General features: G+C 41.5%; 17 protein-coding genes and 1 pseudogene. 17 read left to right on the top strand and 1 reads right to left on the bottom strand.

Annotated elements, in window-relative coordinates; translation table 11 throughout:
* Nucleotides 1-121: 121 nt before the first annotated feature.
* Both ACVC7R_RS02760 and ACVC7R_RS02755 read left to right on the top strand, forming a co-directional pair.
* Entirely contained in the window at nt 122-1,081 is a 960-nt protein-coding gene (locus ACVC7R_RS02760; RefSeq protein WP_447263433.1) for an ROK family glucokinase, read from the top strand.
* Between the two features lie 102 nt (nt 1,082-1,183).
* Nucleotides 1,184-2,023, top strand: a complete 840-nt coding sequence (locus tag ACVC7R_RS02755) for a thymidylate synthase (protein ID WP_447263432.1) — start codon at nt 1,184-1,186, stop codon at nt 2,021-2,023.
* Between the two features lie 43 nt (nt 2,024-2,066).
* Here the strand turns inward: ACVC7R_RS02755 and ACVC7R_RS02750 are convergent, their stop codons facing one another.
* On the bottom strand, nt 2,067-2,237 hold the full coding sequence (locus ACVC7R_RS02750; protein ID WP_001051780.1) for a DUF3042 family protein: 171 nt from the start codon (nt 2,235-2,237) through the stop codon (nt 2,067-2,069).
* Between the two features lie 122 nt (nt 2,238-2,359).
* Here ACVC7R_RS02750 and miaA point away from each other — a divergent pair, with 122 nt between their 5' ends.
* The 15 genes and pseudogenes from miaA to ACVC7R_RS02675 all read left to right on the top strand — a co-directional run bounded on the left by miaA (nt 2,360) and on the right by ACVC7R_RS02675 (nt 21,939).
* On the top strand, nt 2,360-3,244 hold the full coding sequence (gene miaA / locus ACVC7R_RS02745) for a tRNA (adenosine(37)-N6)-dimethylallyltransferase MiaA (RefSeq protein ID WP_447263431.1): 885 nt from the start codon (nt 2,360-2,362) through the stop codon (nt 3,242-3,244).
* Nucleotides 3,237-4,475, top strand: coding sequence for a GTPase HflX (gene hflX, locus ACVC7R_RS02740; protein ID WP_447263430.1), 1,239 nt, complete (start codon nt 3,237-3,239; stop codon nt 4,473-4,475). The genes miaA and hflX overlap by 8 nt, the downstream gene beginning before the upstream one ends.
* On the top strand, nt 4,468-5,091 hold the full coding sequence (locus tag ACVC7R_RS02735) for a cystathionine beta-lyase (protein ID WP_447263429.1): 624 nt from the start codon (nt 4,468-4,470) through the stop codon (nt 5,089-5,091). The genes hflX and ACVC7R_RS02735 overlap by 8 nt, the downstream gene beginning before the upstream one ends.
* A 14-nt stretch (nt 5,092-5,105) precedes the next feature.
* The gene (rnz, locus tag ACVC7R_RS02730; RefSeq protein ID WP_447263428.1) at nt 5,106-6,035 is read left to right on the top strand and encodes a ribonuclease Z; all 930 of its coding nucleotides are present in this window, start codon (nt 5,106-5,108) and stop codon (nt 6,033-6,035) included.
* A 20-nt stretch (nt 6,036-6,055) separates the two neighbouring features.
* Complete coding sequence (locus ACVC7R_RS02725) at nt 6,056-6,811, top strand: SDR family NAD(P)-dependent oxidoreductase (RefSeq protein WP_447263427.1); 756 nt, start codon at nt 6,056-6,058, stop codon at nt 6,809-6,811.
* Nucleotides 6,812-7,167: 356 nt separating this feature from the next.
* Nucleotides 7,168-7,737: an SMI1/KNR4 family protein gene (locus tag ACVC7R_RS02720; RefSeq protein WP_447263426.1), complete on the top strand. Its 570-nt coding sequence runs from the start codon at nt 7,168-7,170 to the stop codon at nt 7,735-7,737.
* Nucleotides 7,738-7,755: 18 nt separating this feature from the next.
* Nucleotides 7,756-8,193, top strand: a complete 438-nt coding sequence (locus tag ACVC7R_RS02715; RefSeq protein WP_447263425.1) for a hypothetical protein — start codon at nt 7,756-7,758, stop codon at nt 8,191-8,193.
* 2 nt (nt 8,194-8,195) lie between these two features.
* Nucleotides 8,196-9,260: an ankyrin repeat domain-containing protein gene (locus ACVC7R_RS02710; protein ID WP_447263424.1), complete on the top strand. Its 1,065-nt coding sequence runs from the start codon at nt 8,196-8,198 to the stop codon at nt 9,258-9,260.
* A gap of 44 nt (nt 9,261-9,304) precedes the next feature.
* Nucleotides 9,305-9,892, top strand: coding sequence for an SMI1/KNR4 family protein (locus tag ACVC7R_RS02705; RefSeq protein WP_447263600.1), 588 nt, complete (start codon nt 9,305-9,307; stop codon nt 9,890-9,892).
* On the top strand, nt 9,889-10,638 hold the full coding sequence (locus tag ACVC7R_RS02700) for a hypothetical protein (RefSeq protein WP_447263423.1): 750 nt from the start codon (nt 9,889-9,891) through the stop codon (nt 10,636-10,638). The genes ACVC7R_RS02705 and ACVC7R_RS02700 overlap by 4 nt, the downstream gene beginning before the upstream one ends.
* 18 nt (nt 10,639-10,656) lie before the next feature.
* The gene (locus tag ACVC7R_RS02695) at nt 10,657-11,613 is read left to right on the top strand and encodes a hypothetical protein (protein ID WP_447263422.1); all 957 of its coding nucleotides are present in this window, start codon (nt 10,657-10,659) and stop codon (nt 11,611-11,613) included.
* 195 nt (nt 11,614-11,808) lie between these two features.
* On the top strand, nt 11,809-13,557 hold the full coding sequence (locus ACVC7R_RS02690; RefSeq protein ID WP_447263599.1) for a glycoside hydrolase family 13 protein: 1,749 nt from the start codon (nt 11,809-11,811) through the stop codon (nt 13,555-13,557).
* Between the two features lie 14 nt (nt 13,558-13,571).
* Nucleotides 13,572-14,129, top strand: a complete 558-nt coding sequence (locus tag ACVC7R_RS02685; RefSeq protein ID WP_447263421.1) for an SMI1/KNR4 family protein — start codon at nt 13,572-13,574, stop codon at nt 14,127-14,129.
* A gap of 406 nt (nt 14,130-14,535) precedes the next feature.
* Nucleotides 14,536-21,105 (top strand): annotated as a pseudogene (bgaA, locus tag ACVC7R_RS02680) (LPXTG-anchored adhesin/beta-galactosidase BgaA); the annotation flags it as partial.
* 30 nt (nt 21,106-21,135) lie between these two features.
* Entirely contained in the window at nt 21,136-21,939 is an 804-nt protein-coding gene (locus tag ACVC7R_RS02675) for an SIALI-17 repeat-containing surface protein (protein WP_447263598.1), read from the top strand.
* Nucleotides 21,940-22,126 lie beyond the last annotated feature (187 nt).

The raw sequence follows: 22,126 nt of genomic DNA, 5'->3' as shown, positions 1-22,126 counted from the left end.
TAGTGAAGCAAATGAGATGTTTTAATTTTGGCTTGTAGCCTGCAAACCTTTGCACAAAAGAGACGATTTTGTTATACTATGTCTGTAAGCATTTCCATTAATAAATATAAAGGAGAAAAAGATGAGTCAAAAGATTATTGGGATTGACCTTGGTGGAACTTCTGTCAAGTTTGCAATTTTAACTCAAGAAGGAGAAATCCAAGAAAAATGGTCTATCAAGACTAACATTTTGGATGAAGGAAGCCATATCGTAGACGATATGATTGAATCAATTCAACATCGTTTTGAATTGCTTGGATTGGCTGCAGCAGATTTCCAAGGGATTGGTATGGGTTCACCTGGTGTAGTTGACCGTGAAAATGGAACTGTTATTGGTGCCTACAACCTCAACTGGAAAACTCTTCAACCGATCAAAGAGAAAATGGAAAAAGCCTTGGGTATTCCATTCTTCATCGATAATGATGCCAATGTGGCGGCTCTTGGTGAGCGCTGGATGGGTGCTGGTGAAAACCAACCAGACGTTGTCTTTATGACTCTGGGTACAGGTGTTGGTGGCGGTATCGTGGCAGAAGGTAAATTGCTTCACGGTGTTGCTGGTGCTGCTGGTGAGCTTGGTCACATCACTGTTGACTTTGACCAACCAATCGCATGTACCTGTGGTAAAAAAGGCTGTCTTGAGACAGTTGCTTCAGCAACAGGTATTGTCAACTTGACTCGTCGTTACGCAGATGAATACGAAGGCGATGCAGAATTGAAACGCTTGATTGACGACGGTGAAGAAGTCACTGCTAAAACTGTCTTTGATTTGGCAAAAGAAGGGGACGACCTTGCTTTGATCGTTTACCGTAATTTCTCACGTTACTTGGGTATTGCATGTGCCAACATCGGTTCCATCCTAAATCCATCAACGATTGTTATTGGTGGTGGTGTATCGGCTGCCGGAGAATTCCTTCTTCAAGGCGTGCAAAAGGTTTATGATGAAAATACCTTCCCACAAGTTCGCACAACAACTAAGCTAGCTCTTGCAACTCTAGGAAATGACGCTGGAGTTATCGGAGCAGCATCTCTTGTCTTGCAATAAAAAAACAAAAGAAGGAGAAAATCACTATCTTGAAGCGAGTGATTTTCCTCCTTTCTTTTTTTATGCTATACTAGTTAAGAATAAACGTTGAGGAGAGAGTAAATGACAAAAGCAGATAAGATTTTTAAAGAAAATATTGAGCGAATTCTCAATGAAGGAGTCTTTTCAGAACAGGCTCGTCCCAAGTACAAGGATGGAACTGTTGCAAACTCTAAGTATGTGACTGGAGCTTTTGCAGAGTATGATTTGTCAAAGGGTGAATTTCCCATCACAACCCTACGTCCAATTGCCATCAAATCAGCCATCAAGGAAGTTCTTTGGATCTATCAAGACCAATCCAATAGTCTAGAGGTTCTTAATGACAAGTACAATGTACATTACTGGAATGACTGGGAAGTGGGAGATACAGGGACCATCGGTGAGCGTTATGGGGCTGTGGTTAAGAAGCATGATATTATCAACAAAATCCTTAAGCAGTTGGAAGAAAACCCTTGGAACCGTCGCAATATCATCTCTCTCTGGGATTACCAAGCCTTTGAGGAAACAGATGGCCTTCTTCCATGTGCCTTCCAGACCATGTTTGATGTCCGTCGAGTAGATGGGGAAATTTACCTGGATGCGACCTTGACTCAGCGTTCTAACGATATGCTGGTGGCTCATCACATCAATGCCATGCAGTATGTGGCTCTTCAAATGATGATTGCCAAACACTTTGGCTGGAAGGTTGGGAAATTCTTCTACTTCATCAATAACCTTCACATCTATGATAATCAATTTGAACAAGCTCAGGAATTGCTCCGTCGTGAACCATCAGATTGCCAACCACGTTTGGTCTTGAATGTACCAGATAAGACTAATTTCTTTGATATTAAAGCAGAGGATTTTGAGTTGGTTGACTATGATCCTGTGAAACCGCAATTGAAGTTTGATTTGGCTATTTAATAACATAAAAAGAAGTTGGAAAATCCAACTTCTTTTTTATTGATTAGCGTGATACGCGACGGCGAGCTGCTTTTTTACGATTTTCTTCGATGAAAGCTGCTTTTTGTTCTTCTGGTTCAATCACTTTCTTTTTGAATGCGTATACTGCACCTGCAACAGCAGCAACAGTTCCTGCAACACCTGTTACGAGACCTTTAGCAAATCCTTTAGCCATGAGTCTTCCTCCTTTTATTTATAAATCAGACGAAAATAGCTTAAGATATAGCATTTTTCTGCCTGTTCATTTTGTGATATAATAATAGTAACGAAAAAATGGGAATTTTTCAAGGAAAAACGATGAAAAGCAAAATAATTGTGATTGTTGGCCCAACAGCTGTTGGAAAGACTGCTCTCGCTATTGAAGTTGCTCAGCGATTTAATGGAGAAGTAGTTAGTGGAGATAGCCAACAGGTCTACCGAGGACTAGACATTGGAACAGCCAAGGCTAGTCCGGAGGAGCAGGCAACTGTCCCTCATCATTTAATCGATGTTAGAGATGTAACCGAGTCTTACTCGGCTTTTGATTTTGTTTCCGAAGCCAAGGCAGCCATTGAGGATATTCAAAGTCGTGGTAAGCTTGCTATTATCGCTGGTGGGACAGGACTTTATATTCAGAGTCTACTAGAGGGATATCATCTAGGTGGGGAGACACCACATGAGGATATTTTAGCTTATCGAGCTAGTTTAGAACCTGTTTCTGATGAGGAGTTAGCCCATCTGGTAGATCAAGCAGGCCTTGAAATTCCCCAGTTTAACCGTCGTCGTGCCATGCGTGCCTTGGAAATTGCCCATTTTGCTCAAGACTTGGAAAATCAAGACAGTTTATATGATCCGCTGATTATTTGCTTGGATGATGAGCGTAGTCAGCTTTATGAGCGTATCAATCACAGAGTGGACCTGATGTTTGAAGCTGGACTTCTAGACGAAGCTAAATGGTTGTTTGACCATTATCCAGATGTGCAGGCCGCTAAAGGAATTGGTTACAAGGAACTTTTCCCCTATTTTCGTGGAGAGCAATCTTTGGAGGAGGCGAGGGATAGTCTCAAGCAGGCGACTCGTAGATTTGCCAAGCGTCAGTTGACCTGGTTCCGCAATCGCATGCAGGTGACCTTTTATCAGATAGGAGAATCTGGTGTAAAAGACCGTATTTTAAACCAGATTGAGGAGTTTTTAAATGATTGAAACGGAGAAAAAAGAGGAGCGAGTCCTGCTGATTGGAGTTGAACTCCAGGGCATGGATAATTTTGACCTCTCCATGGAAGAACTGGCTAGTTTAGCAAAGACAGCTGGAGCAGTCGTGGTCGATAGCTACAGGCAAAAACGCGAAAAATATGACTCCAAGACCTTTGTTGGTTCTGGTAAGTTGGAAGAAATAGCGAAAATGGTGGATGCAGAAGAAATCACGACGGTTATCGTCAATAACCGTCTGACACCTCGCCAAAATGTTAATCTTGAGGAAGTCTTAGGTGTTAAGGTTATTGACCGAATGCAGTTAATCCTAGATATCTTTGCCATGAGAGCTCGAAGCCACGAAGGGAAGCTCCAAGTTCATCTAGCCCAGCTCAAGTACCTCTTACCTCGTTTGGTTGGTCAGGGGATTATGCTCAGCCGTCAGGCAGGGGGAATTGGTTCCCGTGGTCCAGGTGAAAGTCAGCTGGAGCTCAACCGTCGTAGTGTTCGCAACCAGATTACAGATATTGAACGCCAACTTAAGGTGGTTGAGAAAAATCGGGCGACAGTTCGAGAAAAACGGTTGGAGTCAAGCACCTTTAAGATTGGCTTGATTGGTTATACCAATGCTGGAAAATCAACCATTATGAACACTTTGACTAGCAAGACCCAGTATGAGGCTGACGAGCTGTTTGCAACTCTGGATGCAACAACTAAAAGCATCCATCTAGGAGGGAATCTCCAAGTAACTTTAACGGATACCGTTGGATTTATTCAAGACTTGCCAACAGAGTTGGTGTCAAGTTTCAAGTCCACCCTAGAAGAAAGCAAGCATGTAGATCTCTTGGTCCATGTCATCGATGCCAGCAATCCTTACCATGAGGAACATGAAAAAACGGTCCTTTCCATCATGAAAGACTTGGACATGGAGGATATTCCTCGCTTAACCCTTTATAATAAAGCGGATTTGGTGGAGGACTTTACGCCTACTCAAACGCCATATGCACTGATTTCGGCAAAGTCTAAAGATAGTCGAGAACAGTTGCAGGCTTTACTGCTAGATAAAATCAAGGAAATTTTTGAAGCATTTACCCTGCGCGTGCCTTTTTCTAAATCTTACAAGATTCATGATTTAGAAAGTGTTGCGATTCTAGAAGAACGTGACTACCAAGATGATGGTCAAGTCATCACAGGCTACATTGCTGAGAAGAACAAATGGAGATTAGAGGAATTTTATGACTGATACCAAAACTTTAGCTCTCAAGTATGGGGGGTATACCAGCTTAGATAAAGTATATCTAGATCAGCTTTTAGCTGGTAGATCTGAGCAGGAGCAGCTAGCCCTCATCACCCCTCCACCCAGTGTAGTGAATGCCTACTTTGCAGAACTCTATCAGAAAAAGAGCCCTCAAGCTGCGACAGATTATTTTGCTGAATTGAGCCAGCAGTTGAATCTTTACAATACTGAGCCAAGTTTCACTCTGGAAAACAAGCCCTTTATTCGCCTCAATCTATCTGGTAAATCCTTTGGATTTTGCTACGAGAAAGAAGGACTAGGTCGCATTTTCTCTGAGCACGAGGAAGTAATTACGGATGAATTACTCTTTGAAATTGCGCAAATTTTTCCTCATCAGTTGGTCTTTGAAGAGTCTGGAAAGATTTACTTGAAGTCTGTCGGGGACGAGGAAGTTGTTAGCGTAAAAAGTCTCACAGCTTTAACAGATCTGGAAGATTTAGCAGATGGAAGACAGCGATTGAAGGGATATAGCCAAGAGGATTTACTACAAGAAGCTAGAGCTTTTTCTGGCAAGCTGTATTATCGCTCGGAAAACAGAACTGCTATGTTATATATTGATTAATTAGAAAGTATCGAATGGATATTCAATTTTTAGGAACGGGGGCTGGTCAGCCCTCTAAAGCCCGCAATGTTTCAAGTCTCGCTTTGAAACTCTTGGACGAGATTAACGAAGTCTGGCTTTTTGACTGTGGAGAAGGAACGCAAAATCGAATTTTGGAGACCACGATTCGACCACGGAAAGTCAGCAAAATCTTTATCACCCACTTGCACGGAGACCATATCTTCGGATTACCTGGATTCCTCTCTAGTCGTGCCTTTCAAGCCAATGAAGAGCAGACAGATTTGGAAATCTATGGTCCCCAAGGCATCAAGTCATTTGTCTTGACCAGTCTACGTGTATCAGGTTCTCGCCTGCCTTATAAGATTCATTTCCATGAATTTGACCAGGATTCTCTAGGAAAAATTCTTGAAACAGATAAATTTACGGTTTATGCAGAAGAGTTGGACCACACGATTTTCTGTGTGGGCTATCGTGTCATGCAAAAGGATTTAGACGGAACCTTGGATGCAGAAAAACTCAAGGCTGCTGGTGTGCCATTTGGACCGCTTTTTGGTAAAATCAAAAACGGTCAGGATGTTGTTCTAGAGGACGGTACCGAGATCAAAGCTACAGACTATATCTCAGCTCCCCGTCCAGGTAAGATTATCACTATCTTGGGGGATACTCGAAAAACGGATGCCAGTGTGCGTCTGGCTGTCAATGCAGATGTCCTTGTCCATGAATCCACTTATGGTAAAGGTGATGAGAAAATTGCCCGCAATCATGGGCACTCAACTAATATGCAGGCTGCTCAGGTCGCAACAGAAGCGGGAGCCAAACGGCTCTTACTCAATCATATCAGTGCCCGTTTCCTTTCAAAAGATATTAGCAAGCTTAAAAATGATGCGGCAACGATTTTTGAAAATGTCCATGTCGTTAAAGATTTGGAAGAAGTGGAAATTTAGAAGTTTGAGAAAGGAAAAGTATGTCAACGATTCTCATTACGGGCGCCAGTGGTGGTCTAGCTCAAGAAATGGTCAAACTCTTGCCAGATGATCAACTCATTTTGCTAGGTAGAAATAAGGAAACATTAGCTCAACTATACGGAAATCATCCTCAGGCTGAATTGGTCGAGATTGATATTACCGATAGTCAAGCCTTAGAAGAACTAGTTGCGGAACTCTACCAGAGATATGGTAAGATTGATGTCTTGATAAACAACGCTGGCTACGGGATCTTTGAAGATTTTGACAAGATTTCTAATCAAGATATTCATCAAATGTTTGAGGTTAATACCTTTGCTTTGATGAATCTATCACGTTTGGTTGCTTCTCGTATGAAAGAGACTCGAAAAGGGCATATCCTCAATATCGTGAGCATGGCAGGTTTGATAGCGACAGCTAAGTCTAGTCTTTACTCAGCGACCAAGTTTGCAGCTATTGGATTTTCAAATGCATTACGCCTCGAACTCATGCCCTATGGTGTCTATGTGACAACTGTTAATCCAGGCCCTATCCGTACAGGATTTTTTGACCAGGCAGACCCAGATGGCACTTATCTCAAGTCGGTTGACCGATTTCTCCTAGAACCAGATGCGGTTGCTGAAAAGATTGTCAAGACCATTGGAAAAAATAAACGAGAGCTTAATCTCCCAGTCTTACTCAATCTAGCCCACAAGTTTTACAACCTCTTTCCCAAGTTAGCAGATAAGTTGGCTGGAGAGACCTTTAATTATAAGTGAAAAAGAGAGTGGGACAGAAATCAGTAATTCGTTAGAATTCGATTTCGTCGTCCCACCTCCGCACAGTTGAGTAGGGCTGTAAAAGCTGATGAAATCAGCGTAGTAGAGCCCACACAACCACTGCGTCTTGCTCGACAATCCATAGAAAATTGAGAGGCTAGGACTTTTGTCCCAGCCTCTTTTTGTTTTAATTATGAGAAATTGTTCGTCAAAAATAATCCCTGAAAATACTGGTAGTTTATCCCTATTAGATAGTTTTGCGGTATAATAGTGACAAGAAAGTTCATCAGAAAAAAGAAGACCTAAATTAGCTAGATTGTTTTAGAAAATGGACTATTTATAGTCGGAGGTTGACAATGGAATTATTGACAATTGACCAAATCATTTCCATTATTGAAGAAGAAACACAAGGGCTTGACCCTGAGATAAGAGAAGGAATTGTCCTGAACCAAACAGAACTGCCTATGTCTGAACTGGATCGTTTGAAAAAACAACTGCAAATTGAAGATTTGGATCCGATTTTTAGGAAATATATTCTGGCTTATAACTGGGGGCAGGTCGGTTTTTTAAGTTGCCAGTTTGGATATGGGGACGACACTAGTCTTACTTGGCTGATCAATCGCAATTTGGAATACCACGATTACTCGACTCTACAAGAAAGAGGCTTGATCATCATTGCAAATGGAGATCCCTACACTATTTTGCTGGATTGTCATTCTGGGGCGGTCTATGCTCTTGATGCAGAGATGACCTATGATGAAAAAATATGGTTGGCACCAGATTTTCTAGTGTTTGTGAGAGCCATGGGAACGGCTCAATCTGCAGTTTGGAAGGGTTGTGAAAGTGACTTCATCCATTTGATGACTAGGATAGGCCATGCGTCCAGTCTGATATTCTGGCAGAGTCTGGTCGGATTTTATGATTGAAAGTAGAAGGAGCAGGTCATGGAATTTATTGTAGCTGAGGAAGGGATTCCTCAAAATATTGGATGTCAGGGAGCCTTGATTCTCTATTGTGGCAGTGAGATAGAATTTCATTATGAAACCGTACCACCACACGGTGATGAGATTTTTTCTGCCAAGTTACCTTTGTTAGAACTTGAACTGCCCTTTTGGATCTATGGGAGAAATCTCATATTTTTAGATGCTTACTACCTCTTAGCAGAAACAGTTAAGAAAGGGACTTGGGCTCCCATAACGACGATACTCATCAACATTCATACGGGGGAATACGCCAGCCTAGACTACTGGTACAATCATATATCTATTGAGCAAAACGGTCTTGAGTTGAAAAATAATTATGATGGACAAGTCCGGACTTTGAAAACTGTTGACACTCTTCATTGGCTTGCCCTAGATACTGAATCAGAAGAAAGGAACTAAAAATGGCAAAGAAAAGAGTTACATTACCAAAAGAGTTTAAGGATTTAATGGATGAAGGAAATATTGAAGCCCTGAAAGCAGTCTATGATCGCTGTGAATTAACCGCTCATGATGGAAGATTTAGCTTATGTACACCTCTACATATGGGAGGAGTACCAGATGAATTGGTTATCTGGCTGGTAGAAAAGGGCCTAGATATCAATATCCCTGATTATTATGGAGCAACTCCTTTGTACAGTCAGGCAACCATGGGAAGAGATACTGTAAAACTCTTGCTTGAATTGGGGGCAGACATTGAAAAAACCGATACTTATGGCAATACACCCTTGCATATGGCAGCTGAGTTTTTTCATCCTAAGACAGTCAAATGCTTGCTTGAGAAAGGTGCTAATGTCAATGTAGAAAATAACAGGGGACAAACTCCACTGGGTGCAGTTCTGAATGTTTGTCGAGGTATCTATATTGCCCAAACTGCTGAAATTGCCTCTATGTTATTAGAGGCTGGTGCTAAGAAAACATCTGCTATGAAAGAAAAGGTTGAAAATATTGGTAAGGATTTTGAATTTCATCGAGAAAGTATCCATCCTGACTATATAGAGGCTGCAGATAAAGGATTAGCAAAACTCTATGAGCTCTTTGATGTCAAGCCAGTAGCTAAACGAATAACCCATGATGGAGTTTCTCCGATTAAGCTAGTAGAAGGATCCTGGGAGGAGCAATATGAGGAACTATGGTCCTTTTTGCTTCCTTCTATAGGAGCCGCAAGAACTGTTCAGGGAGAAGTCATCCGCATACCAGGGCGCGTTCGAGATGAACTGGATCGTAATGGAGGGGCCAACTGGGACAGAGACTACCGCAAGATGCTACAGGCTATGCCTCACTATCTTTCTCTAGGAACTTCACTTTCAGACACTGACTTAGAAGAGGCCAAGCAAGTCATCAGTCAAATTTACGGCAAAGATTTTAATGACGGTCCCCGTCTGGACCGCCTCTGCCAACTGGCTCTTGCTTGGATTAAGCAAAATCCTAACCCAATTGACTTAAAGGAACCAAGTTATAAGCGGTAAAAAGAATTTGAAGTTAGTTAAAATAAAGAAGTCAGGGTGAAATGATGCAGCTAATTGACCAAGTAAAAAAAATAGAAACTTATATTTGTGAGTGTTTTGAAGACTGGGATTTGGATGATCCTGCAGAGGAAGGATATCTGGAAGATTATCAGGACATTTCTGGTGCTTCCGAGGAAGAACTTCAGGCCTTTGAGGAAATATTTGGCATTCGTCTACCTAGGGACTTCAAAGAGCTTTATAGCTATAAAAATGGCAGTAAATACCTCTCTATTTTACCTTGTGTGATTGACCAGAGAGATTTGACTTTTTCTCTCATGAGTCTGCAGGAAATTGAGACTTGTAAAAAGTACTTTCAAAATAGAGATGCTCTGTTAACAGAATTTCCCGACTATTTTTCGAGTCAAGATCTAGAAAATATGCGTGATAGCAGAATTAAGCCCTATCTTTTTAATAAAAAATGGCTTCCTTTTGCCCAGTATTGTGACTCTTGTTATCTCATGCTGGATTTTGATCCAGGCCGAGAGGGTCAGGAAGGGCAGATTATTTGCTACATCCATGATCCTGACCAAGTGATTTATGTAGCAGAGAGCCTTAGGAATCTGATTGAAGGGATAATGGATGAGATCGTATGAACGGACAAATGTATCAAATAGCTTGTATCGTGGCAGCAGCTAGGAGAGCTTTGAAAACTAATCAGGAAATTTTGTATCATCCTGACCAATATATCAATAAGATTTGCTTTCAAATTTTGCCGTCAGAAAAGGGGGAATCTACAGAACTTTCTGTAACTGATTGGTTTGAACACCTTAAGGAAAAAGGTTTGAAGGACTTAAAATTATTTTGCCCCATTTCAGTTGAAGACAGAGGTATTTTAGGCTTCTCCAATACAACACAGAGTTCAATTCTCTGTTTTTATAAAGATGGGAAGGCAAGATATTTCCTACCAAATTGGGAATCTGCTTCCCTAGGTAGGGGCTGGGATGTTACCTACACCGAGTATGACTGGGAAAGGTCTTCTCAAGAAATTCCCCACTATGAAAATAATATCGAAGAATTTAAGGACATATTGGCTCGTATAGAAGATCTAGCAATTAAAATTGAATGTGAGAACTTTGCCAAAGTCTTTCACTCTGCTAGAAATCATTTACTTGACCTTGATGCTGCTAAGGTGCTAGAGGAGCCTCAAATTCCGCCACAAAATCAAAATATATTTAGAGCTGCAAGTGCAGCGGATGTTTTTGGAGCAATGGGCTCCTGGAATGATGGACCTGGATGGCTGGCACAAGATAAAGGACTTGGCCAACAATACGATGAACTTTCAGATCAATTGCTAAGAAATATTAGGTTAGCTATTCTGTATGCCATCAATGAATGGTGAACGTTTAGGAGGAAGAAAATGGGGAAGCTAAAGTTAAGCCTATTGAACAAATGGGAGCTTGACAAGGATTACAGTATTGTCCTAAACTCAGCCATGCTGTATGATGGTCGAGCCTTGGTCTTAACCAGTGAGAAGGAAGTTTGCAATCGCTACTGTCTGCTAGAAGTATCTCCTTTGGGAGTGAAGGAGATAGATACTTGGGATTGTGACTATGCTTGGGAGGAAGAGCCTCTACTCTATACAGATGGACAAAATATTGGAATCATCAAGGCTGGCAAGGAAATGGTCTATTATACTGGTGATTTTTCTCATCCAGAAATCATTGCCATAAAGGATTCCCAGAGTATACTTCCTAAAAAGGCACAAGAGAGATATTTTCAAATAGTATCAGATAGCGACCAGATACCCGTGTGTTTTGAAGATCAAGTTTATACAAATCAGGCAAGAAACTTTGCCCTTTTAGAGTTTGATAGAGAGAACAAGCAGGCTAAGTGGACCACTTATTCGCATATCGATAAAAAAGATTTAAATCACCACGACATAAGCTCAGCTGCCTGTCCTAAAATCGATAGTATGAAATTTTGGAAGCAAGAGCTCTATGCCTTTACCTCTGGAGAAAGTCAAACCTCTGTCAATAAATGGGGCATGGACTATTATGCTCTTGTTAAAATCTCTAGTGATGGACGTGTTATCGAAAAAATATTTGAATCTGATTGTTTGAAGGGAGCAGGCAAAAAAGCTGGTGTTAATGGAATTTTTACGGATTCGCCTTATCTTATCCTGAGTCCCCTATTTAAGAATGATGATTGGAAGGGCAAGCAAAAGCTATTTTCTCTGGCAACAAGAGAATGGTGCGATATAGCCTTGCCTAGAGGAATGAGTAAACACAAGCTTCAAAATATGACAGATAACTTTTGTTTAACCTTCGTCTACGACAGAAGATTAAAAGAACTTGCCCTTTGTCAGATTGACTAGGCTGTGAGACTGAATTTGGGAGCTTTTTATTGATAGGTGCTGATATTTCTTGATTAGTCTACAGTATTTATTTTGAGCTGTTTTCTCGTTAAATTTGACCAAGTATTGCAAATCGAATCTTAAAATAATATACTAGTTCTGTTAGTTATGAAAACGTTTGCGTTTTGTTGATGATGATTATTTAGGAGACAAATGATGGAATTGACAGCCATTTATCATAGACCAGAATCAGAGTATGCTTATCTTTACAAAGAAGGTCAGCTACATATCCGAATCAGAACCAAGAAAAATGATGTCCAGAAGGTTATCTTGCATTATGGAGATCCCTTTATTTTCATTGAGGATAAGTATGAAGCCAAGAAAGAAATGACCAAAGTAACCTCAGATGCCCTATTTGATTATTGGCAGGTTACGGTCTCTGTTGATTTTGCTCGGATTCAATACCTCTTTGAACTCCTTGATAAAGAAGGTCAAGGTGTTTATTACGGTGATAAGGGTTGTGTAGAACATACTCAAGAAAACTTGGATGCTGATGGAAACGGCTTTAAGCTTCCTTATGTTCACGAAATAGACGGATGTCAGGTTCCTGACTGGGTTTCAAATACCGTTTGGTACCAGATTTTCCCAGAACGCTTTGCTAATGGAAATCCTCATTTGACACCAGATGGAGCTCGAGAGTGGGATGCAGCCATTGCGCCTAAGAGGGATGACTTTTTTGGTGGAGATTTACAAGGGATTATCGACCATTTAGACTATCTGAAAGATTTGGGAATCACTGGCCTTTATCTATGTCCGATTTTTGAAGCAACAACCAATCACAAGTATGATACGACGGATTATTTTGAAATTGACCGTCACTTTGGAGACAAGGAAGTCTTTCGTCATTTAGTCGAGGAAGCTCACAAACGTGGTATCAAGATTATGCTAGATGCTGTTTTCAATCATATCGGTTACCAGTCTGCCCAATGGCAGGATGTTCTAAAGAACGGAGAACAGTCACCATATAAAGATTGGTTCCATATCCAAGAATTTCCAGTTACTGAGGATAAACTTCAGAATCCAAGACAACTCCCTTATCATACCTTTGCCTTTGCTAGCTATATGCCTAAGTTGAATACAGCTAATCCGGAGGTTAGGGACTATCTTTTAAGTGTTGCGACCTACTGGATTGAGAATTTTGATATCGATGCTTGGCGCTTGGACGTTGCAAATGAAATTGACCACCAGTTCTGGAGAGATTTCAGAAAGGCAGTTCTAGCTAAAAAGCCTGATTTGTATATTTTAGGTGAAATCTGGCATACGTCTCAGCCTTGGCTAAATGGGGATGAGTTCCATGCAGTCATGAACTACCCGCTTTCTGAAAGTATTAAAGATTATTTCTTGCGTCAGCATAAAAAGCCTGAGCAGTTTATTTCAGAAATCAACAGCCAGTCTATGTACTACAAGCAACAAATCTCAGAGGTGATGTTTAACCTTTTAGATTCTCATGATACAGAGCGCATCCTTACAACTGCCAAAGGAAATATCCAGCATGTCAAGGCTGCCCTAACTTTCCTCTATCTTCAAAAAGGGGCCCCTTGTATCTATTACGGAACAGAGCTAGCACTAATTGGTGGACCAGACCCTGATTGCCGTCGTGTCATGCCTTGGGACCGTGTGTCTAAGGAAAATGACATGCTGAATTTTATGAAACAGTTGATTCAAGTCCGTAAGGAAGTGGCAAGCATTATTCAGCATGGTGCATATAGTTTGGAAGAATTGAAACCAGATGTCCTATCCTTGAAGTGGAACTACGAAGGAAAAGAAGTTCGAGCCATCTTCAATCAGTCTTCTGAGAAATATACTTTAGATAGAGATTCAATTGATTTAGCGAGTCATTGCCAGCTTGAAGATGGACAAGAGATCATCTTACCAGATGGATTTGTAGTTACTATTTCTGAATAAAAAGGATTAAAATAATGGCACTCAAGGAAGTTTATGAGTATTTTCGTCACTATGATAAGGAAACTTATCAGGTTGTCGCCTGCATGGGCAATGAACCATCGGAAGAAGATGTTCAGGATTTTGAAAATCAATACGGCATTCGTCTACCAGAAGATTTCAGGGAATTCACCATGTCATCTCTGGGAGGTCTCTTTATGGAAGTCAGAGAAGAGCTATGGCCAAGAGCTAAGGCTTACGATGTAGCACCATTTTGGACCTTCTGTCGAGGTATTAAGGTCTTGGGAATTGCAAATGGCATCCCAGATTTCTTAGACATTCGTCTTAAAACCAAGGAATTACACGCTCTGGGCTTTGTGGATTATATCCCATTTCTGTCTATCATTGGTGATGGAGATGTAATGTTTTGCTTTGATAAGGACAATCACATAGTAGCTCTAGACTGGTATAATAGTGGTGAAACCGAGGAGCTTAATTGTGATTTTTCAGAGCTTTTGCTTCATCAAATTGCAGAGCTTGAAGAACGAAAAAATGAGATGGTCAAGCTACTGGCAAATGGAAAAACTAGTCAGTGATTGAAGGGAAAATTCAGGATTGATTTTTAATAATGAGAGTGGGACAGAAATCGGTAATTCGTTAGAATTCGATTTCGTCGTCCCACCTCCGCACAGTTGAGTAGGGCTGTAAAAGCTGATGAAATCAGCGTAGTAGAGTCCACTCAACCACTGCGTCTTGCTCGACAATCCAAAGACAATTGAGAGGCTAGGACTTTTGTCCCAGCCTCTTTTGTAATTTTCACTAAATGTACATTCAGGTTTTTATAATTTTCTACAAATTATAGAAAAAAGAATCAAAAGTATGAGTTTTACAGTCATAGTATTGAAGTATCCTATATTATTTTATAAAATAGAAGTAATCATTACAAAACAAGTATAGCGCTTTCAGCAAAAATGGAAGCGGTTACTTAACAAGGAGAACCCTATGGGAAAAGACTATTGGAATCGCAAAAGTGTCTATAGCATCCGTAAATTTACGGTAGGAACATGCTCGGTCCTTATTGGGACTTGCTCTGTTTTATTAGGAGCAAATCTAGCTACTGTAAATTCTGTATCTGCCGATGAGACACCAGTCGCAGTTACCACAGAAAATGTGGAGAAAGAAGCACCTAAAGATCAAGTTACGGAAGCAAAAGTTTCAGAACAAACTGTACCAACGGAACCTGTTACTAGTGAAGTAGTAGGAACTGAACATGAAGTAGAGAAAAAAGAGGAAATTCCATCTACTGAATCTACTTCCGATAAAAAAGAGATTTCAGCTTCAGAAAAGCAGGCTCCAGCTCTTACTCAAGACCAATCTGCTCAAACTGAAAAACCTGAGCTAAAACCTGCAACTAATGATGAGGTTAAACAGTTGATTGAGGATAGAAAAGTAGAATTCAACCAAAACTGGCATTTCAAGCTCAATGCCAATGCTAAAGATGCAGTCAAGCCAGATGCTGATGTTTCTAGTTGGAAGAAATTAGACCTTCCTCATGACTGGAGTATCTACAATGACTTTGACCATGACTCACCTGCCCAAAACGAAGGTGGGCAACTCAATGGTGGTGATGCTTGGTATCGTAAGACCTTTAAACTCGATGAAGAAGACCTCAATAAGAATGTTCGTATCACCTTTGATGGGGTTTACATGGATTCTCAAGTTTATGTAAATGGCCAGCTAGTTGGTCACTATCCAAATGGTTACAACCAATTCTCATATGATATCACTGACTATCTCCATAAAGACGGTCGCGAGAATGTCGTAGCAGTGCATGCCATCAACAAACAACCAAGTAGCCGTTGGTACTCAGGAAGCGGGATTTACCGTGATGTTACCCTTCAAGTCACAGATAAGGTCCATACTGAGAAAAATGGAACAACGATCTTAACACCAGATCTTGAAAAACAACAGAAGGGCAAGGTAGATACTCATGTAACAAGTAAGATTGTCAATACTGATGATAAAGATCATGAAATTCTTGCTGAGTATCAAATCATTGAACGCAATGGTCAAGCTGTAACCGATCTCGTTCGTACAGCTAGTCAAGTCTTGAAAGCTCATCAATCAACAAGTTTAAATGCGATTTTGCAAGTTGACAAACCAAAACTTTGGACAGTCCTCAATGATAAACCTGCCCTTTATGAATTGGTGACTCGTGTCTATCGTGATGGCCAGTTGGTGGATGCTAAGAAAGATTTGTTTGGGTACCGTTATTACAACTGGACACCAAATGAAGGCTTCTCTTTGAATGGTGAACGCATTAAATTCCATGGGGTTTCTCTTCACCATGACCATGGAGCTCTAGGAGCTGAAGAAAACTATAAAGCAGAATACCGCCGTCTTAAACAGATGAAGGATATGGGTGTAAACTCTATTCGTACAACCCACAACCCAGCTAGTGAGCAGACTTTACAGATTGCTGCTGAGCTAGGTTTGTTGGTCCAAGAAGAAGCCTTCGATACTTGGTATGGTGGTAAGAAACAGTATGACTACGGTCGCTTCTTTGATAAAGATGCTACTCACCCAGAAGCTAAAAAAGGTGAAAAATGGTCTGATTTTGACTTGCGTACCATGGTCGAAAGAGGTAAGAACAACCCTGCTATCGTCATGTGGTCTATCGGTAACGAAATCGGTGAAGCAGATGGGAAACCTCGTTCTCTAGCAACCGTTAAACGCTTGGTTCAAGTGATCAAGGCTGTTGATAAGACACGCTATGTCACTATGGGAGCAGATAAGTTCCGTTTTGGTGATGGTAGTGGTGATCATGAAAAAATCGCGAATGAACTGGATGCCGTTGGATTTAACTACTCAGAAGATAACTACAAGAAACTTCGTGCGAAACATCCAAATTGGTTGATTTACGGTTCTGAAACTTCCTCAGCTACTCGTACACGTGGAAGTTATTTCCGACCAGAACGTGAATTGGTCCACAGCAATCAGGCTTACCGTCATTATGAGCAATCAGACTACGGTAATGACCGTGTTGGCTGGGGTAAAACAGCTACTGCATCTTGGACTTTTGACCGTGACAATGCTGGTTATGCAGGTCAGTTCATCTGGACAGGTACTGACTATATCGGTGAACCGACTCCATGGCATAACCAAAACCACACACCAGTTAAGAGTTCTTACTTTGGTATCGTAGATACAGCTGGAATTCCAAAGAATGACTACTACTTGTACCAAAGCCAATGGGTTTCTGCTCATAAGAAACCAATGGTTCATCTTCTTCCTCACTGGAATTGGGAAGATTCTACCCTAAAAGAAAATGTAGCTGATGCTGATGGTAAGATTCCTGTTCGTGCATTTTCAAACGCTGCAAGTGTTGAATTGTTCTTGAACGGTGAGTCCCTAGGTAAGAAAACCTTTAACAAGAAACAAACAAGTGATGGACGTACTTACCAAGAGGGTGCTAAACCTAATGAACTTTACCTTGAATGGAAGGTTGCTTATCAACCTGGAACTTTGGAAGCAGTAGCTCGTGACGAAGCTGGTAATATCATTGCTCGTGATAAGATTGTGACTGCTGGAGAACCTGCAGGAGTTCGTTTGGTCAAAGAAGAAAATGCCATCGCAGCTGACGGAAAAGACCTCACTTATATCTACTACGAAATCGTTGATAGTAAAGGTAACGTAGTTCCAACCGCCAATAACCTGGTTCGCTTCCAGTTACATGGACAAGGTCAGATTGTCGGTGTGGACAACGGGGAACAAGCCAGCCGCGAACGTTACAAAGAACAAGCAGATGGTTCATGGATTCGCAAAGCCTTTAATGGTAAGGGTGTTGTGATTGTCAAATCAACGGAGCAAGCAGGTAAATTCACTTTGACTGCCCACTCTGATTTCTTGAAATCTGGTCAAACAACGATCTTCACAGGTAAAAAAGACCAAGCTGAAAAAACTGTTTTAGGTACAGAAGTACCTAAAGTACGTACCGTTATTGGTCAAGAAGCGAAAATGCCTTCAAAAGTAGCATTTATCTACAGTGATGGTAGCCGTGAAAAACTTCCAGTAGAATGGTCAGCAGTTAATGTCAACGAACCTGGTATCTTTACTGTTAAAGGTGTGGCAGATGGTCGTGATGTAGAAGCGCGTGTTGAAGTCTTGGCCCTCGAAACAGAATTACCGGTAGTTAAGAGAATTGCTCCAAATACAGACCTAAATTCAGTCGACAAATCTGTTTCTTACGTATTGTCAGATGGTACTGTAGGAAGCTATGACGTTGATAAGTGGGAAGTTGCAGCAGAAGATCAAGCTAAATTAGCTATCCCAGGCTCTCGTATCCAAGTTAAAGGAATTTCAGGTGATGACCAAATCGATGCAACCTTTGTAGTCGCAGAAGGTCAAGCAGCTGCACCAGTAGTACCGACTGTAACTGTAGCTGACCAGCCTGTAGAAGGGCTCTCAACGGATCAACCAGTTCTATACCATAAACTTGCTTATGGAACTGCTTTACCTGAAGTCAAAGCTTTGGCTGAAAATGCGCAAGTGACTGTTATTCAAGCTAACGAAGCAAATGGTATGCGTGCAAGTATTTATGTTCAACCAAATGATGGTGGAGCATTGCAAACTTACGCTATCCAATTCTTACAAGAAGCTCCGCAGATTGAACGTTTGAGCCTAGAAGTAGAAAATGCAGCTGCATTGAAAGAAGACCAAACAGTTGGTATCAAGGTATTGGCTCACTATCAAGATGGTACACAGGCAGAATTGAAGGCTGACAAGGTAAGCTTCTCAACATCAGGTCAAGGAGATGTAGCTGTTCGTAAAGGTATGCTTGAATTGCATAAACCTGGTCAAGTAACTTTGAAAGCTCAATTTGAAGGAGCAGAAGGTCAGATTGACTTGAACATTCAAGCAAACACTGAAAGCAAAGTTGTCCAAGCCATTCGTCCAGTTAGTGTCGTGACAGGTTTGAACCAAGAACCAAGTCTACCTGAGACAGTAACGGTAGAGTACGACAAAGGATTTCCAAAAGTTCACAAGGTGACTTGGCAAGCAGTTGCTAAGGAAGACCTTGCCAAATACCACAGCTTTGATGTTATAGGTAAAGTAGAAGGAATCGAAAACGAAGCTCATGCAAAAGTTTCTGTAGAAGGTATCATTGCAGTCGAGGAAGTCAGCGTAACAACTCCTGTTTCAGAAGCTCCTCAATTGCCAGAAAGTGTTCGTACTTACCACTCAAACGGCCAAGTATCTTCAGCTAAAGTGACTTGGGATGCTATTGACCCAAGCCAATATGCACAAGAAGGTAGCTTTACAGTGACAGGACATGTGGAAGGTACTCAGTTACCAACCAAACTTCATGTTCGTGTTTCTGCTCAGACAGAAACGGGTGCTAACATTTCTGACCAGTGGACAGGTTCAGAGTTGCCACTTGCCTTTGCATCAGACTCAAATCCAAGTGACTCAGTAGCCAATGTCAATGATAAACTAATCTCATATAATGATCAGCCAGCAAACCGCTGGACAAACTGGAACCGTACAAGCGAGGCATCCGTAGGTATTCTCTTTGGTGATTCTGGTATCCTGTCTAAACGTTCGGTTGATAACCTTAACGTAGCCTTCCACGAAGACCACGGTGTTGGTGCACCTAAGTCTTATGTCATCGAATACTATGTAGGAAAAGATGTTCCAACAGTTCCTAAAAATCCAAGCTTTGTAGCTAGTGAAGACCACGTCTTTAACGATGACAATAACTGGAAACAAGTGACAAATCTTAAAGCTCCAGACCAAGTGAGAGCTGGAGAAATGACTCACTTTAGCTTTGATAAAGTCAATACCTATGCGGTTCGTATCCGTATGGTTAGACCAGATGGTAAATGGGGTACTTCCATTACAGAAATTCAAATCTTCTCTAAACAAGTAGCTGCAGCTAAGAAAGCTCAAGCTCAAATCCAAGTAGATGGAAAAGATTTGCCAAACTTTAACCCTGGCTTGACTGACTATTATCTAGAAGCTAAGGAAGACAAAGCACCAACTGTGACAGCAAGCGTATCAGATAATGGTATTGCTACAGTAATTCCAAGCGTACGTGAAGGTGATCCAGTTCGTGTTGTAGTTAAGGCTGAAAATGGAGATATTCTAGGAGAATACCGTCTACACTTTACAAATGATAAAGACTTGCTAGCAAGCAAACCGCTAGTTGCTGTTAAATCATCACGCTTGGTTGCTAAGGGCCATACTCTTGAGTTACCAACGAAAGTGGGCGTTTATTTCGCAGGTAAAGATGGTTATGAAGTCAAAGATTTAGCCGTTGAATGGGATGAAGTTCCAGCTGAAAACTTAGCGAATGCTGGTGAATTTACAGTTCATGGTCGCATTTTGGGAACTGATTTAACTGCTGAAGTGGCGGTCCGTGTGACTGATAAACTTGGTGAAAACCTATCAGACAACCCAGAATTTGATGACGATAGCAACCGATCATTTGCTTCTGCAACCAATGATATTGATCCAAATTCTCATGACCGTGTGGACTATGTTAACGATGGTTCAGATGATGAAACTCGTCGTTGGACCAACTGGTCTCCAACTCCATCTGATAATCCAGAAGTTTCAGTAGGGGTTATCTTTAGAGAAGCTGGCAAGATTGTTGAACGTACAGTCGCTGAAGGAAGCATTCGATTCTTCTCAGATGGTGGTACAGATGCACCTTCTAAACTCGTATTAGAGCGCTATGTTGGTCCAGAATTTAATTCGCCTGAATATTACTCTAACTACCAACCATACGATCCAGAACATCCATTCAACACTCCTTCTAACTGGGAGAAAGTTGAATACCGTGCGGATCAAGAGATTCAAGCAGGAACTGACATCCATGTAACCTTTGCCCCAGTTAAAGCTAAGGCTATGAGATGGCGCATGGATAGAAAAGCTGATACCAAGGGTGTAGCTATTACAGAAATGGCCTTCATTGCTCCAAGTGAGGAACCTAAGGATAGTACAGCTGCAAAACTTCTTGTGGATGGTAATGAAATTGCTAACTTCTCTGAAGATCGTGTGGATTACCAAGTGACCTACAGTGGAAATCGTCCTAAAGTCACAGTAGAAGCTGGCGAACAAGTTGCAGCAACTGTTGTTGATAGTGGTGACGACAAACTTCCAGTCTTAATCCATCTTGTTTCAGAAAGTGGTAAACACGTTAAGGAATACCGCATTCAATTGACGAAAGCAGATGTTGAAAGTGCTAAGACAGAACCAGCTGTTCAAGAGGAACTCCCTAGCCTAGAAGTGGTTGAAGAAGCAATCGGCTTCAAGACAGTTAAGCAAGATGATCCGACTCTTCCAGAAGGTGAAACTCGCGTTTCTCAGGCAGGTCGTGAAGGTAAAGAACGCATCCTTACTGAAGTGGCAGTAGATGGAAGCCGTACTGAAAAACTTCGTGAAGTTGTTGAAGCAGCACAAGATGAGATTGTCTTAGTAGGAACTAAGAAAGAAGTATCAGGTAAAACTGATCCAGCTATCCACGAGGTTCCAGAATTCACAGGCGGTGTCAATGGAGCAGAGGCGGCAGTTCATGAAGTTCCAGAATACACAGGTGGTGTGAATGGAGAAGAGGCGGCAGTTCACGAAGTTCCAGAATACACAGGTGGTGTGAATGGAGTTGATCCAGCTATCCACGAGGTTCCAGAATTCACAGGCGGTGTCAATGGAGCAGAAACCGCTATTCATGAAGTCCCAGAGTACATTGAAGAAAATGAAGCAGCTGATAAAATCCAACCACCAGTAGTAGAAGTCCCAGAATTTACAGGTGGAGTAAATGGTGTCGAAGCAGCTGTTCATGAAGTTCCAGAGTACACTGAAGCTATTGGCACAGCAGGTGACGAAGCAGCTCCAGTAGTAGAAGTCCCAGAATTCAAGGGTGGCGTTAACGCAGTCGAAGCAGCTGTTCATGAAGTTCCGGAATACACTGGTGGTGTGAATGCAGTCGAAGCAGCGGTTAACGATGTGCCAGAGTACAAAGGTGGTGCCAATGCAGTCGAAGCAGCGGTGAACGAAGTCCCAGAATATACTGGTGGCGTGAACGCATCCGAAGCAGCGGTTAATGATGTGCCAGAGTACAAAGGTGGTGCCAATGCAGTCGAAGCAACGGTGAACGAAGTCCCAGAATATACTGGTGGCGTGAACGCATCCGAAGCAGCGGTCAATGAAGTACCGGAGTACAAAGATGAGCAGTCGATTGTAGCCCTTGCTATGTCACAAGACAAGACTTATCAGGCACCTGCAAGCCGTCAACATATTCTCCCTGAAACAGGTACTAAGGAAAATGCAACTCTTGCAACAGCAGGTGTTATGGGAATGCTCCTAGGTTTGTTTGCAATGGGAAAGAAAAAAGACGAAGAATAAAACGATCTGACATGATTTAGATCATAGAGATTGGACAAACAGGCCAAGCTCAACTATAAAAAGTGGACAAACTAGTTGTAAGTAACAGAACTAGACCTTGTCCGCTTTTTTATGTTTTATATTTAGGGCTAAACTTTCTTTCTATTATTAAAAGAGTTATAATAAAGATGAAAATAGGGATAGAAGA

Source organism: Streptococcus sp. Z554 (assembly GCF_053010305.1).
This window is presented reverse-complemented; position numbering and strand designations above follow the sequence as displayed.